Origin of the sequence: Butyricicoccus sp. AM05-1 (assembly GCF_003474415.1) — a bacterium.
GTDB lineage: Bacteria > Bacillota > Clostridia > Oscillospirales > Butyricicoccaceae > Agathobaculum > Agathobaculum butyriciproducens.
Map to the genome: position 1 here is coordinate 410,445 of NZ_QUDG01000001.1, position 12,957 is coordinate 423,401.

Genomic DNA, 12,957 nt, shown 5'->3' on the forward strand with positions numbered 1-12,957 from the left:
TTATTATCTATCTATGTTTCCGGCAACGAAAGCAACGAGATTTTACAAGAAAATTTGAAAAGTAAGAAATCAGGGTCAGACGATAGTTTACAGGTTTTTTGATGTCCGTTGCCGGACTTCGTTGCCACAGCTACCGTCTGATCCCCTATTCTATGGAGGTAGCCTATGGAGAAAAACAAGAAGCAGAATAAAAAAGTCCAGTTTGTAGTGGTTCGTGAGTTTTCTGGGGACAAAACCATGCGGGAAGCCTTTGAGCAGCTGATCGAGCGTCAGACCTGCGAACACTTCGAGGAATGGTTAGAGCATCAGGAAATGGCACGAAAAGCGGCGTAAAGCAGTTGAATCATGGACAGGGGCATGGTATTATAATGGTATCGTGTCCCTGTTCATAGAAGGAGAACACTATGAGCAGGAAAAAACAAGTGAATCAGAAAATCACAGCCCTTTATTGCCGTATCTCTCTGGAGGATGGCGGCGATAATGAGAGCATGAGCATCAGCAACCAGAAACTTATGCTCCGGGACTTTGCCGAAAAAAACGGAATGTTCCAGTATGAGTATTATGTGGATGACGGTTATACAGGCCGCAATTTCAACCGCCCTTCTTTTCAGCGCATGATTGCCGATATTGAGGCGGGAAAGATCGGCTGCGTTATCACCAAAGACCTGTCCAGACTGGGCAGGAATTATATCGAAGCTGGCAGCTATATCGAAATCTTTTTCCCAAAACACAATGTACGCTATATCGCCATTACAGACGGAGTGGACAGCCTGACCCGTCAGGAAATGGACATTACGCCGTTTAAGAATATCCTGAACGATATGTACAGCCGGGATATTTCCAAAAAGGTGCTGGCAGGGCGTATGACCCGTTCCCGGCAGGGGAAGTTTTGTGGTGGGCAGCCGCCCCTCGGTTTGATGCGTGACCCGGAGGATAAGGGGCATTTGATCCGTGACCCTGAGACAGCACCGGTAATCCGAAAAATCTATGATATGGCGCTGGATGGCTGGGGATGTATGCGGATTGCAAAGCAGCTCATGGATGATAAAGTCCCAATCACCAGAGTAAAAAGTAACACAGAATGTGATGTAAATTACTATTCATGGGGAAGTGCAAGAATCAGCCATATCCTGCGGAATCCCTTTTATAAGGGCGCACATCTGGTCTGCCGGACACATCAGAAAGGGATTCGCTCCAACACCTATGATATTATCCCTCGTGAGGACTGGGAAATTATCGAGGATTGCCATGAAGCAATCATCTCCCCGGAAGAATGGGAGCAGGTGCAGGAAATCATTGACCGCAGACCAACCATTATGAAGGGCAACTCCTGCCCCTTTTATAACCTGTTCCACGGTATCATTTATTGTGCGACTTGCGGAAAGTCCATGCAGGTGCGGTATGAAAAGGTTGGCAGAACCGGAAAGAACCGTTTTACCGGCGAACAGCGGGAACCGATTGATAAGGCGTATTATATCTGCCAGACCTATAACAGGCTGGGCAAGAACGCCTGTACCAGCCACAAGATCGAAGCCAGAGATTTATACAATCTTGTGCTGAAAGATATTCAGGAGCTGGCAAAGACTGCGCTCAAAGATGCCGATGCTTTTTATCAGCGGCTGAGCAGCCGGATGGAGCGCCGGTATCTTCTGGACGCTTCCCAGACACAGAAGGAATGTCAACGACTGGAAAGCAGGAATTGTGAAATTGATGAGATGTTTCTGAGCCTATATACCGATAAGGCAAAAGGAATCTTGACTGAGCAGCGTTTTATGAAGCTGACAGCAACACTGGAGCAGGAGCAGGAAGCTAACCAGAAGCGCCTGCGAGACCTGCTGTTGATGATGCGCCACTCTGACGAACAGGAAAATGAAGTCCGCACCTTTATCAAAGAAATCCGGCGTTATGCAGCCATTGAAGAACTGGATGAAGCGGTGCTGAACCGGCTCATCAGCAAAATTTTGGTGGGCGAAGTCAAGAAGATTGACGGACAGAAGGTGCAGGAAGTCAGAATCGTTTATAACTTTGTCGGAGAAATCCCGGAGATTACAGCATAATCATTTCGCCTCATCTCTCAATCAGCGAGGGATGAGGCTTTTCTTTTTGTAAAATTGCAATAGATATATTCATAATTTATTTACAATTAAATTCCTAGCCGTACAGCAGAAAAATGATGACGAAAGATGATGCAAATGCTATAATGTTTGCATATAGATATGACAATTTGACCATATCGGAATCTTTATTCAAACAGATGATTGGAGATATTGCTATTATGAGAAATCCATGGCCAATTTTCAGCATTGCGGCTCTCTCCGGAGTTGCGTGCCTGATATATGATCACTTTTTTTCTTACGAGACTATGTGGATTGCTGTTGTAGTGTTCCTTGTGCTGCTGGCTCTATGCTTTTTCGCATATTGCAAATATGAACACTGGCTGGCAAAGAAACTTAACCCCTATGTGGTGGCATATCAAAGCGATCACAACCTTGAGAATTTGAAACATGGATTGGATCGCTGGCGTCCTTGGGCACTCAGCAAGCATTCCAAAAACATCATTACAGCGAACTGGTTCTCCGCTCTGCTGGAACAACAGCGCTGGACAGAAGCGGAAGAAACTTTGGAGCAGTTTTTGCATCGAGCAAAAAATACGCAGGATAAACTGGGGTATCACCTACTTCGTGAAGATTACGCAAGGGCGATCGGAGACACTGAATTAGAGAAGCAGGAACGACTTCTAAGCGAACAGCTAAAAACCCAGCTTGGAAATAAAAAGGGAGAATCAAGAATACCCGCAAGCGCCAAAGAGAGTAAATATGCTTTCTTTTGCTGGCTCTCTTTCAGCGTTGGTCTGGCACTGTTCGGAATCATCAGCAATATCGCCACCGGGGACTCAATCCTTGGATCGTTTGGAGCCGGAGTTTTTATTTTGGGCTTGTTCTCGTTCCCAGTCTGCTTGATCTGGCTGATTCTCTGGTTGATCCGGCGCAGAAAGGAGGCTGCTAAATGACTTATATCCTCCCGGTACTCTATGTAATTGTGTCTTATACATTCTTCCTTTTGGCAGGCTGTTTTGACAATGCGATCAAATTGCAGATATTATCGATCCTTCTGCCTTTTATCATGGGAATCGTCAATTTGATTGTTGTGCTGACCGTAGGAAGAAAGTGGTCAAGAAAGACATTGCTGAACTGCACTTTGATCATCAAGTATGGACTGATCCCGTTCTACCTGGTCGGAGGGAGCATCACCGTATATGTAACGCTGATGGCATTCTTCCCATTGCCGCTGATGGCGTTGTTTGGACTGGTAACCATTGTTTTTTTGATTTTTGGATACGGGATTCTATTAGGGGCAGCTCCCTATGCTATCGCTTATCTGATAAAGTCATGCAAAGACGGCATTCATCCGAAATGGTTGGCGGTTTTAGCTGGAATCTGCCAGTTCTTCTTTTCCTTTGATGTACTTGCAATGATGGTTCTGACATTAAAGGAGCGGCACAGGGTCAAAACGACGATTGCCGTTTTCTGTGCAATGTGTCTTGCGCTCCTGCTTATCGTACTCTATGTGGTCATGACGCTGATAGGAGCATAATCGACCTTTATATAGGATATGAGTTGTTCATACATAAAACAAATTTGATAGAATCGCAGAAAGGATTTACGCTTATGAAAAAACAATGGATTGCTTTACTGACAGGATGTGTGCTGGTATGCAGTATGCTGGCCGGATGCGGCTCAAAACCTCAGACATCAGCTCCGGCAGCTGCGGGCAGCGATAAAGGCTGTACGGATGAGGCCATTCTGTCTCAGCTGAAAAATGACGGGACACCTGAGTTCGTACTGGATGGCACTTACTACACACTTCCTTTGGAAACTTCCCAGCTGATACAAGTCGGCTGGAGTTTGGAAACGGAAGAATATGATGCAGCAGAGGTTTCTCTGCAACCCGGCGAGCGTATTTATGGGGAACTTTCCAAAGACGATCAGGAAATAGATGTTGCAATCGTAAATGCCGGGACAGAGCCATGCAAGCCTGCTGAGGGCGGAACGGTGGTAGAACTGGAATACTCTGCCGATAAGGATCAACCAAATCCTGATTTCTTTGTAACGCTCAATGGGATCAACTGTGCGATGTCCAACGCAGCTTTACAAAAGGCGCTGGAAGGTGTAGACGGATATAAACTGAATTCCGCAGGAAATATCGACATCAATCGTACTGTTGATGATGATGAAATTGCTGTTTATAAAGTCATTCTGGATGATGACTACACAGCAATCACGCTTGCTTCGGACAATGTTTTTGAATACAAGGATTATCAGCCGCAAGAGGTAAAAGAACAGGCATCTAATGAAAAGATTGCCGCTTACAAGGATACTACAAAAGCCGAGATGGAGCCGTATGCTCAGGATTTCAATGCGATCATCGAGGGATATGAAGAAAATATGGTCGTTGGATTTTACAGTGAAGGTACTATTTGGGGCGAAGAAGTCGGTGAATATAAATCTATTGCCGGAACGCCGCTCGCTTCGGATGTGTCTCTCTACATCGCAGAGGATACAACCGGCCAGCTCTACTGTATTGCTAACCAGATTTTGAATGAAGATGGTACTGTAAGCACTGCCATTGAGCTTGAGGAAGGCGATCAGGTCAAGGTTTGGGGTTATGCTTCACAGTATCTGGAATTGCAGGAAGGTCTGAAAATCGTCGTGGTTCAGCCTGGTATCATTGAACGCAACGGCGAACTGGTGATCCTGGACAAAAATTTGAAAGCAGACTAATGCTTTTGAACGCCGGGTGCATCTATCAAAGGATTGCATCCGGCGTTCTCAACTTAAAACAATAATTAGGAGGAACAATTATGCTTACAATGAATGAAAAAGATAAAAATGAAATGCTGGAAGCCATTTTGAAGGAAAACGAAGCCTATCAGTGCAAGTTATGGGCGGTCATCATGGCCGGAGCTGATACCTATGCACTGATTGGAGGACTTTCTACACTGACGGGGGGTGCTGCCGCTGCATTAGGCGCACTGAGCAATGCTTACTGCTATCTGGGAGTTACCGAGAAACACCTGAATATGGTCATTGTAAATTCCGTCAATGTCTCAAAAATTGAAAACCGGCTTTCTCTGCCCTTAAGCAGCATAACAAAGGCAGAAGTCAAGGGTGGGCTGCTGCCCGGAAGAAAAGTCGTAATGCTGCATTTTGGAAAAGAAAAAATGAAAATTTCTTTGATGAACAATGCGATTGGCTCTGATATTCAGGGGCAGAAAGAAAATGTTGAGATGTTCTGCCAGATTGTTTCCAAACTCGGATAACCAGTATTATAAAGTGAGAGGAATCAGAGTATGAAAAAAATCTTAATTGTGTTATTAACTATGGTGTTGCTCCTTGCTGGATGCGGCAAAAATGGGGCTTCATCGCCACAATCTCCCTCTGATGAATCTGTGGCGGATCGGCAGAAACCCTCTTCTTCCGAAACCGAAATATCATCTGAAGATCATGCGATTCCCGGAAGTTATACCGTCCCGGAGGGATGGGAGAAATCTGAGAAGCATTCTACTGATTCGCAGATTTTCTACATAGAGGAAGGTCACGAAAATGATGAAAAGCCGGACAACATATCCATCCATGTAGGAAAGAACAAATATAGTCTGGAGGAGCATGAGCAGTTCCGGGATGCGATCGTCCAACAGATTTTGATGCAGCTGGATGGTATTGAAGCACAACTGAACGGGGATGGAACCTATACCGAGCAGGGAGATCTACTGTATATCTTTACTATCGACGAGGGCGATATTGTCACCACGCAATACTATATTGTAAGGGATTACGGGTTCTGCCTGATCCAGCTTACAAATTTCAGCGGATCAGAAACCACTGAACAGGCCGCCAGGGACATGGTAGATAGCTTTGTTTGGGATACAGAAGGATAAATTGACACAGGAACCGTGATTTTATAGGAAAACGACGAAGATGGAGAAACGAAAACTTTCAGGAAAAACAATTTTGAAGCTGGCAGGGGCACTTTTGGCTCTGGCTTATTTGGGATTCTATTTTTATGTAGGTATTACAGGAAAACTTCCTTATATGCACGAAACTGTACATATCATGCGATACGGAGATCGTAAAAAATGGGTGGCAGGTGGTATGACAGCAGCCATGATTCTTGGTATATGTATCAACTCTGCGCTTAATGACTTAAATCTCAAGAGGATACGCAAGGAGTCATTTCTACCCTTGTTTTTCACTATGATTTTTCCGATTATCCTCCTTCTGCTTCTGGAAGCTTTTCTGGATAATGGCTGGCTTGGGATTGGCATTTATGCCAGTGTTGCAATCTTCATGTGTGCGACTGCATGGATTCCACTGATCCTAAGAAAATGGATCACCCATCTACTTTTGCGTGACAAACCTATGAGTGGCAAACAGCAAGTGCGGATCATTGAGTGGATTCATTTTCATCCACTGAAAAAGTTGCTGGTTTTCGGGCTGTGGGGCTTTGGCGTTGTACTGGTTCTGCGTGGCATCTGGGTAACGGCAACCGGGAAAATCGAAATGGATGGAGAGCTTTTTCTGTTTTTACTTGGCACAGCAGTTCTGGCTGTAGCGCTGTTTCAGAAAATGAGACGCTATATCTGCACGCCTTACCGGAACATACCGGTACTGAATCAGATTCTCAGCAAAAATCAGCTGGAACAGCTGCTGGATGGAGAACATTTTGAACCAATAGAGTTTGAAGATGAGGGCATGAAAAAGTATCTGGAAATATACCAAAGCCAGAACTGGATGCTGATTGGCGGTAAGCTACTCTCAAAAAAGCTGGCTTTATGGTTCACAATGAATCGGTTCAGGAACCATACTTCCCTGAAGGTACTTTACCTGAACGGCATGACTGCCAAAGCAAAGGTCGATCTGGATATTCGAGGGGACCGGTACACGGAGTTTACTGCTGTGCTGAAAGAATTGATTGGATACGAAGGCACACTTAAGCTGTATGAAAAAGAAGAACAGCTGGCACAGAAATTTGCATCCTTTTTCCCAGAGCAAACTTCCGAACAGGACCGTGTCGCTGCTTTTCTTTCTCAGGATGTGACAGCGATCCGGCAGGACTATATTCAGACCTTCTCTCCACCGCCAGATCCCCGAAAGAAAAAACGGAGTAGACGGGAACGGGAATAAAAGGTTTTCTTCAATTTCAATGGAGAAAGGCTTACGAAAATAAAGAGGATATAACTTGGAGGTTACCTATGAACTATGATATGAATATGATTAAATACCGCAAAAGTGGGTTTTTCAGAATTGCAGCAGCTATTCTGATGATCTGTTTTACACTATTTGGGCTTACCGCTTGCGCCGGTACTACTGACAGCAAAGATAATAACGATGATAATGCACTGATACAAGGGACATGGGAAATAGATACCGGCTCTGGTGCTGGTTATAAATTCGTTGACGATAAGTTTATGTGGTTAAAATCCATCGAGAATGTTAACGATAACTACTGGTACGGAGATGTTGAGTATTATAAAGGTGCTGAAGCAATGGAAATAGCAGGACTAACAGAGGAGGAACTTCAAAGCAGCCTGCCAGGTCTTAAACCTGAAAACATTTTTGTAACAAAATTAGATCCCGAAAAAATCATTACCGATGGTGAGGATAAAACTGCTACCAATATGAACGACCAAACCTTATGGACTCGCTTATGGCTTATTGAAGAAAATGAGGACAGTGTTGCTGCGGTAGTGTTTGATTTAGAAACTTTTAGTATGGAGAGCTACACTAAAGTTAAGTAAAACCAGAAATTTGAAGTTGTGTAATTGAAATGTCACAGATGTATTGGGAGAAAGAGTTATGGTTATAAAGAACTGGGAAGGAGAAATATTATGGCTGTTGATAACGCAAGTCAGATTGATGCAATCGCAAACGATAAAGAAAATGCTTGTTTGGTACTCCTTATTACCGACCATTTGAATTGGGACAATGAGTTTGAACACTTGAAGATTTTACAAGATAAAATCAATGCGTATGTGGCTTTTATCGAAAGCGAACAGTACGATGAAATATACCCCAATGCTGATTTTAAGATGGCTATGATAGAAATCCATTTCAAGTATGATATAACAGATAACTGCCAGAAATTTTTGCAAGTAGTTCAAGATCAATTAGGACGGATAGGGATAAAAATCAAGGCACAGATTAGCTAACAGTTTCCAGTTTGTAGAACTTAGTAAAACAAAATTCAGTTTGCATAGCAGGCAGCCCAACCACAATTAAATCTTCACAGCTTTACTAAGCAGGAGATCCGAAAAGGTCTCCTGCTTTTTTGCACCCTAAATTAAATGTATCACAGCTAAAACTATCGAAAACAAAATAGGCAGATACCATAAAAGAAGTTTTTCTTTGGATAGTGCTTGTCTTTTTTGAATTCATCACTTGACATTGTGGCAAAGAGCTGATGACTCAGGACGAGATCGCGGTGATGGACGGAGGCAAGTGTATCTTGCAGCTTCGAGGGGTGCGGCCGTTTTTCAGCGACAAGTTTGATATAACCCGCCATCCCCGCTACAAGTACCTTGCTGATGCCGACAAGAAAAATACCTTTGACATTGAACGGTACATGAAACGCAGACCGGCCATTGTGAAGCCGGACGAGCCTTTCGATCTGTACGAATTGAAAGCCACCGACCTTCAACCCAACAATTCAACTGAACGAAAGGAAATGTGAATATGAGCTTTTTTACTAACGCTATCGACGTTTTGCAGACTCTGGTCATCGCCCTGGGCGGCGGCCTGTGCGTGTGGGGCGGCATCAACCTTCTGGAAGGTTACGGCCAGGACAACCCTGCCTCCAAAAGCCAGGGCATCAAGCAGTTCATGGCTAATTAAAGGGAACAAAAAGAAAGGAAAAGCCAATCCAGACGGTATCAGCGGCAGGCTACAAGAATAAATTGTGATTTCACAAGATTGGTGCTATAATAAGAGAAAAGTTCCTGCCGGGGCAGCCGCTCCGGTGGTATGGATAGAAAGGCAGGAAAACAATATGCACATCAGCTATAAACCACTCTGGCACACACTGTTAGAGCGTGATATGAGAAAAGAGGATTTAAGGCTTGCCGCTGGTATGACAACAAATATGATTGCCAACATGAGCAAAGAGGGAAAGCACATCAGCATGGATACATTAGCCCGTATCTGCGAAACGCTGAATTGTGAGATTACCGATGTGATTGAGTTAGTACCAGACGAGCCTGCTTCCACAGGAGGTAAGGAACATGAGCGAATTGAAACCAAGAATAAAAGAAAACGGAATTGATTATATCCTTGTTGGAGATTACTACATCCCGGACTTGAAGTTGCCGGAGGAACACCGCCCCATCGGAAAGTACGGACGGATGCACCGGGAATATTTAAGAGAAGTCTGCCCAGCCAGATTACACACATTGACCCTGACCGGGGAATTGTGGACATATCTTGCAGACCTGAACGAACAGGCACAGAAACGGTTAGACACCATCATGGAGCAGATGAAAGCTGCCGAGGGCGTGACCGAGGAATTGAAGCGTACCCGTCAAATGGAATGGGTGCAGCGTTGCAATAACATTCACAACCGGGCAGAAGAAATTGTTTTACATGAGATGATTTATTCATAACGGTATGGTAGAATGATTATTACAAATTAGAAGTTGTAAAGGAGACTTTGTATGGGTAGAAAAGAAATAACAACAAAAGAAGATTTAATGAAAGTAATAGAATTATTCGAAAATACTGGAATTACATACTGGTTGGATGGCGGATGGGGTGTAGATATTTTAGCTGGTAAACAAACAAGAATTCATAGAGATATAGATATAAATTTTGATGCTCAACATACGGAAAAATTGTTAAATGTGCTTTTGAATCTGGGCTATAAAATTGATACAGACTGGAAACCGGTTAGAATAGAGTTATATAGTGATGAACTTGGTTACTTAGACATTCACCCGTTCGTTTTAAGTGAGGACGGAACTTCAAAACAAGCTGATTTAGAGGGTGGCTGGTATGAGTTTGAAAAAGATTACTTTGGTAGTGCTTTTTTTGAAGGAAAAACAATTCCTTGTATATCCTTAAAAGGCCAAAGAGTTTTCCATTCAGGTTATGAATTAAGAGATAAAGATAAGCATGATATTTCAATTCTTGAAAGTTTATCAAAATAACATTGCTGTAATTTCTAAGATAAATTCCACTTTATCGCTTTGAAATTTTAACTGAATAAGTATAGCACCAACCGCTGCTACATGGAAGCAAACACAACCATGCAACAGCGGTTTTTCTTTACCGTTTTTTCCTTTGACTGATAGGAGTTCCTGTTTTCTTTGATTTTTGTAGAATCCGAATGAGCCAGCGAAATTCTTCGTCTGACAGATTTTTATAGTTGATGCCGAGCTGCTTGCAGTAAAGGACAACCAGCTTTTCATCCCGACTGCCCTTGAAATTTTCAACCGCTTCCAAATTTTCTTTCAATTCATCGGCAACGGTGGTCTGGGGCGCACTCTCGCTGTCCTTTTTGTGGGCTTCCCGAATATCCCGGATAATGAGATTGAGGTCATCAAGAACCATGTGGCTGAAATATTCATCATCGCTGATATGGGCGGCTTGCAGCACTTTCAAATGCGGGTCGTCTTCGCCGGGGCGATACCGTTCAATGATTTCATGCCGGACAGTATCGACAAGGGCGTTGAGGTTTTGAATCTGCATGGTGGCAATCCCATCTACATAAATCTCAATGTCCGCAAGAAACTTGATAAAGTCCTTATGAGTGGCAAGCTCACAGAGCAGACGGTTGTTAATCCGACCGCCTTTCAGAAGTGCCACCATCTCATCATTCAAATGCAGCTCTGTTAGTGGCGTGTTGATCTGCTCCCGGTTCTCTGTCCGGCACAGCAGATAATCAACGGAAACCCCATAGAAGTCTGCCAGCGTGATAAGGTTGCCATGATTGATTTCCTTATAATCCTCTTTTTCATAACTGCCAAGAGCTGATTTGGAAATGCCCGTCAGCTCTGATAATTCTTCCAGATTTAAGCCTTTGTCCTTGCGGAGTTCCCAAAGGCGTTCCTGTATGCTTGTCGCTCCTTTCATGGGCGCACGCTCCTTTCCGGCGGTTTCATTACTGCCGCTTAACTGGATTATATCATACTTTCCGCAATCGTGGAAATTTCTGATTTTTACCCTTAATTCCTACTTTGTGGACATACGGCACAGGGCACAAAAATGTTCTATGATACAGGTAGTTCATCGATGGATTATTCCAATCGAATGACCAGCCTGTGTGGGATATGCTTCCCCGGCGATGTAGCGCCATGACTTTTGGCAGGGATATGGAGGAACCCTGACCGAAACGAGCGTACCAAAGGGAGCAATACGCCGCTGTGAGATTCAGGGGAGGAACGACACCGGGGAGAACTGGCGAACTGATACCGAAATGATACCGAAACACGACAATCTGATAGGGGGATAGTCTACCCTATTGCTGATACTTCTGGAGATTTTAGACGGCTCTATGACCGTAATTTTGCCGAAAATCGCCCCGAAACTATACACTAAAACGGGAGGAAACGCAATATGCCGAGAATGAGCAAAAAGAGGAAGCATGAGCTTTCTTTTTACCTCAATGACCGGGGGCGTGTCACTTACAACGAATTATGCCGGAAATGCAAGCATGGGTGCAAGCAGAGCTTCCGGGCGGTTGTGGTTGACTGCCCCCGTTATTTATCCAAAAGAGCAAAGAAAAAGGAGGAACACACCGAATGAATTTTGAATTTATGACGATAGGCACACCGTTGCCGCCCTGTATGCCCTTTCCCAGAGCGTTGACAGGATTTCCAGTCAGCAGCACCGCAAAGGTCATGTACTGCCGGATGTTGGACGCTATGCTATCCAACGGACAGGAGGACGAGAACGGAATCCTGTTTATCTGCTTCCCTGTCACAGCCATTGCCGCAGTCCTGTCCCGCAGCCCCATGACGGTCAAGCGTTCTCTGAATGAACTGGAAACCGCCGGACTGATCATGCGAGTGCGTCAGGGCGTTGGAGAACCAAACAGGATTTATGTGCTGATACCGGGAAAGGAGGACGCTGCCCTTGCCTGATACCTCAAAGCTGGAAAAGCTCAACCGAGAGTTGGAAAAGAGTGAAAAGAAACTGCGGAAAGCCATCAATGATGAAAAGGCATTGCAGCACCAGCTAAAGCAGCTTACCCGAAAAGAACGGACACACCGGCTCTGTACTCGTGGCGGTATGCTGGAAAGTTTTCTGCAAGAGCCGGAACGCCTGACAGATGATGATGTCATGCTGTTGTTGACACTCATTTTTCACAGGCAGGACACGCAGGAACTATTGAAGAAACTGCTGGAACGTGAGAAGCCGGAAACCCCTTAGTTTACTAAGGGCGCAATTATACACCACCCAAAGGTTGGTGCATTGCGTTCTCCGAAGGCTCCTTGCCGGAGGGCTGTGATTTTTCGCAGTCATGGTCTGCTCCAAATCATACAGGGGACGCTACGCTTCCCCTGCGCTGGCTACCGCCAGCTACCCTTTTGTGGACTTGTCATCTGGGGACACCTTGCGTTGCAAGCTGTTCCCAGCCGACAAGTTTCATAAAATATGCTATCTTTTCGATAGGCAATAAAGTATAATAAAGTCAGCAATAAATCGGAATTTTACGGTCAGTAAGGAATGCGTAAAGTTATATGATTGTATTATAAGCGATTTGTTAAATTTTTATAACCACTTGTATTTGCCTGCGATTTATGGTATAATATTTTGAAATTTAGAAAGAGGTGGGAAGATGATTAACTTTTCTTGCAAATAAAATCAAAATATGCGGTAGTGCTATACTTTGGCATTATTGTGTCTATTGCAAGAAAGTTATATGTCTATCTTACTCAATATAGTGCTGTTGCCACTTTTGCTT

The 12,957-nt window shown here is 44.2% G+C and carries 17 protein-coding genes and 2 pseudogenes; 18 read left to right on the forward strand and 1 reads right to left on the reverse strand.

From position 1 onward, the window contains the following. Window positions 1-165: 165 nt before the first annotated feature. From DW088_RS16000 to DW088_RS02480, 15 genes and pseudogenes are all read left to right on the forward strand, one after another. A complete protein-coding gene (locus DW088_RS16000) occupies window positions 166-333 on the forward strand; it encodes a hypothetical protein (protein WP_004612784.1) in 168 nt (55 codons plus the stop codon). Between the two features lie 71 nt (window positions 334-404). Beyond that, window positions 405-2,057 (forward strand): recombinase family protein, encoded by a 1,653-nt coding sequence (locus DW088_RS02415; RefSeq protein WP_118263090.1) that lies wholly within the window; start codon window positions 405-407, stop codon window positions 2,055-2,057. Window positions 2,058-2,173: 116 nt separating this feature from the next. Next, window positions 2,174-3,010 (forward strand): ribonuclease III, encoded by an 837-nt coding sequence (locus DW088_RS02420; RefSeq protein ID WP_243029748.1) that lies wholly within the window; start codon window positions 2,174-2,176, stop codon window positions 3,008-3,010. After that, entirely contained in the window at window positions 3,007-3,594 is a 588-nt protein-coding gene (locus DW088_RS02425) for a hypothetical protein (protein WP_002592080.1), read from the forward strand. Before DW088_RS02420 ends, DW088_RS02425 begins: the two co-directional genes overlap by 4 nt. 74 nt (window positions 3,595-3,668) lie before the next feature. Further along, window positions 3,669-4,781, forward strand: a complete 1,113-nt coding sequence (locus DW088_RS02430; protein ID WP_118359664.1) for a hypothetical protein — start codon at window positions 3,669-3,671, stop codon at window positions 4,779-4,781. Between the two features lie 80 nt (window positions 4,782-4,861). Further along, a complete protein-coding gene (locus DW088_RS02435; protein ID WP_002592082.1) occupies window positions 4,862-5,320 on the forward strand; it encodes a hypothetical protein in 459 nt (152 codons plus the stop codon). Between the two features lie 30 nt (window positions 5,321-5,350). Next, window positions 5,351-5,938 carry a hypothetical protein gene (locus DW088_RS02440; RefSeq protein ID WP_073382916.1) on the forward strand — a complete coding sequence of 196 codons (588 nt, stop codon included), beginning with the start codon at window positions 5,351-5,353 and terminating at the stop codon, window positions 5,936-5,938. A gap of 40 nt (window positions 5,939-5,978) precedes the next feature. Beyond that, entirely contained in the window at window positions 5,979-7,184 is a 1,206-nt protein-coding gene (locus DW088_RS02445) for a hypothetical protein (protein WP_118359282.1), read from the forward strand. A gap of 68 nt (window positions 7,185-7,252) precedes the next feature. Continuing rightward, window positions 7,253-7,798 carry a hypothetical protein gene (locus DW088_RS02450; protein ID WP_118359284.1) on the forward strand — a complete coding sequence of 182 codons (546 nt, stop codon included), beginning with the start codon at window positions 7,253-7,255 and terminating at the stop codon, window positions 7,796-7,798. Between the two features lie 90 nt (window positions 7,799-7,888). Beyond that, window positions 7,889-8,209, forward strand: a complete 321-nt coding sequence (locus tag DW088_RS02455; protein ID WP_025489039.1) for a DUF6572 domain-containing protein — start codon at window positions 7,889-7,891, stop codon at window positions 8,207-8,209. A 239-nt stretch (window positions 8,210-8,448) separates the two neighbouring features. Beyond that, window positions 8,449-8,730 (forward strand): annotated as a pseudogene (locus tag DW088_RS02460) (type IV secretion system protein VirD4); the annotation flags it as partial. 2 nt (window positions 8,731-8,732) lie between these two features. Then, window positions 8,733-8,885: pseudogene (locus tag DW088_RS02465) on the forward strand (Maff2 family mobile element protein); the annotation flags it as partial. 70 nt (window positions 8,886-8,955) lie between these two features. Then, the gene (locus DW088_RS02470; protein ID WP_007887891.1) at window positions 8,956-9,318 is read left to right on the forward strand and encodes a helix-turn-helix domain-containing protein; all 363 of its coding nucleotides are present in this window, start codon (window positions 8,956-8,958) and stop codon (window positions 9,316-9,318) included. After that, a complete protein-coding gene (locus tag DW088_RS02475; RefSeq protein ID WP_002584333.1) occupies window positions 9,278-9,655 on the forward strand; it encodes a TnpV protein in 378 nt (125 codons plus the stop codon). The genes DW088_RS02470 and DW088_RS02475 overlap by 41 nt, the downstream gene beginning before the upstream one ends. Window positions 9,656-9,706: 51 nt before the next feature. Then, window positions 9,707-10,198 (forward strand): nucleotidyltransferase domain-containing protein, encoded by a 492-nt coding sequence (locus DW088_RS02480; protein WP_002584332.1) that lies wholly within the window; start codon window positions 9,707-9,709, stop codon window positions 10,196-10,198. A gap of 118 nt (window positions 10,199-10,316) precedes the next feature. Here the strand turns inward: DW088_RS02480 and DW088_RS02485 are convergent, their stop codons facing one another. Next, window positions 10,317-11,123 carry a helix-turn-helix domain-containing protein gene (locus DW088_RS02485; protein ID WP_002584331.1) on the reverse strand — a complete coding sequence of 269 codons (807 nt, stop codon included), beginning with the start codon at window positions 11,121-11,123 and terminating at the stop codon, window positions 10,317-10,319. Window positions 11,124-11,606: 483 nt separating this feature from the next. Here DW088_RS02485 and DW088_RS02495 point away from each other — a divergent pair, with 483 nt between their 5' ends. Genes DW088_RS02495 through DW088_RS02505 form a run of 3 tightly spaced genes read left to right on the forward strand, consistent with a single transcriptional unit; the run spans window position 11,607 to window position 12,422 of the window. Further along, entirely contained in the window at window positions 11,607-11,795 is a 189-nt protein-coding gene (locus DW088_RS02495; RefSeq protein WP_002584330.1) for a hypothetical protein, read from the forward strand. Further along, window positions 11,792-12,133, forward strand: coding sequence for a DeoR family transcriptional regulator (locus DW088_RS02500; RefSeq protein ID WP_002584329.1), 342 nt, complete (start codon window positions 11,792-11,794; stop codon window positions 12,131-12,133). Before DW088_RS02495 ends, DW088_RS02500 begins: the two co-directional genes overlap by 4 nt. Further along, window positions 12,126-12,422, forward strand: a complete 297-nt coding sequence (locus DW088_RS02505; protein ID WP_002584328.1) for a DUF3847 domain-containing protein — start codon at window positions 12,126-12,128, stop codon at window positions 12,420-12,422. Before DW088_RS02500 ends, DW088_RS02505 begins: the two co-directional genes overlap by 8 nt. The last annotated feature ends 535 nt before the right edge of the window (window positions 12,423-12,957 follow it).

Excerpts from the sequence above, each read along its gene's own strand:
- DW088_RS02450 (WP_118359284.1), top strand. The coding sequence starts at position 7,253 with ATGAACTATGATATGAATATGATTAAATACCGCAAAAGTGGGTTTTTC.
- DW088_RS02430 (WP_118359664.1), top strand. The coding sequence starts at position 3,669 with ATGAAAAAACAATGGATTGCTTTACTGACAGGATGTGTGCTGGTATGC.
- DW088_RS02420 (WP_243029748.1), top strand. The coding sequence starts at position 2,174 with ATGACGAAAGATGATGCAAATGCTATAATGTTTGCATATAGATATGAC.
- DW088_RS02425 (WP_002592080.1), top strand. The coding sequence starts at position 3,007 with ATGACTTATATCCTCCCGGTACTCTATGTAATTGTGTCTTATACATTC.
- DW088_RS02485 (WP_002584331.1), bottom strand. The coding sequence starts at position 11,123 with ATGAAAGGAGCGACAAGCATACAGGAACGCCTTTGGGAACTCCGCAAG.
- DW088_RS02480 (WP_002584332.1), top strand. The coding sequence starts at position 9,707 with ATGGGTAGAAAAGAAATAACAACAAAAGAAGATTTAATGAAAGTAATA.
- DW088_RS16000 (WP_004612784.1), top strand. The coding sequence starts at position 166 with ATGGAGAAAAACAAGAAGCAGAATAAAAAAGTCCAGTTTGTAGTGGTT.
- DW088_RS02415 (WP_118263090.1), top strand. The coding sequence starts at position 405 with ATGAGCAGGAAAAAACAAGTGAATCAGAAAATCACAGCCCTTTATTGC.
- DW088_RS02475 (WP_002584333.1), top strand. The coding sequence starts at position 9,278 with ATGAGCGAATTGAAACCAAGAATAAAAGAAAACGGAATTGATTATATC.
- DW088_RS02500 (WP_002584329.1), top strand. The coding sequence starts at position 11,792 with ATGAATTTTGAATTTATGACGATAGGCACACCGTTGCCGCCCTGTATG.
- DW088_RS02495 (WP_002584330.1), top strand. The coding sequence starts at position 11,607 with ATGCCGAGAATGAGCAAAAAGAGGAAGCATGAGCTTTCTTTTTACCTC.
- DW088_RS02455 (WP_025489039.1), top strand. The coding sequence starts at position 7,889 with ATGGCTGTTGATAACGCAAGTCAGATTGATGCAATCGCAAACGATAAA.
- DW088_RS02435 (WP_002592082.1), top strand. The coding sequence starts at position 4,862 with ATGCTTACAATGAATGAAAAAGATAAAAATGAAATGCTGGAAGCCATT.
- DW088_RS02445 (WP_118359282.1), top strand. The coding sequence starts at position 5,979 with ATGGAGAAACGAAAACTTTCAGGAAAAACAATTTTGAAGCTGGCAGGG.
- DW088_RS02440 (WP_073382916.1), top strand. The coding sequence starts at position 5,351 with ATGAAAAAAATCTTAATTGTGTTATTAACTATGGTGTTGCTCCTTGCT.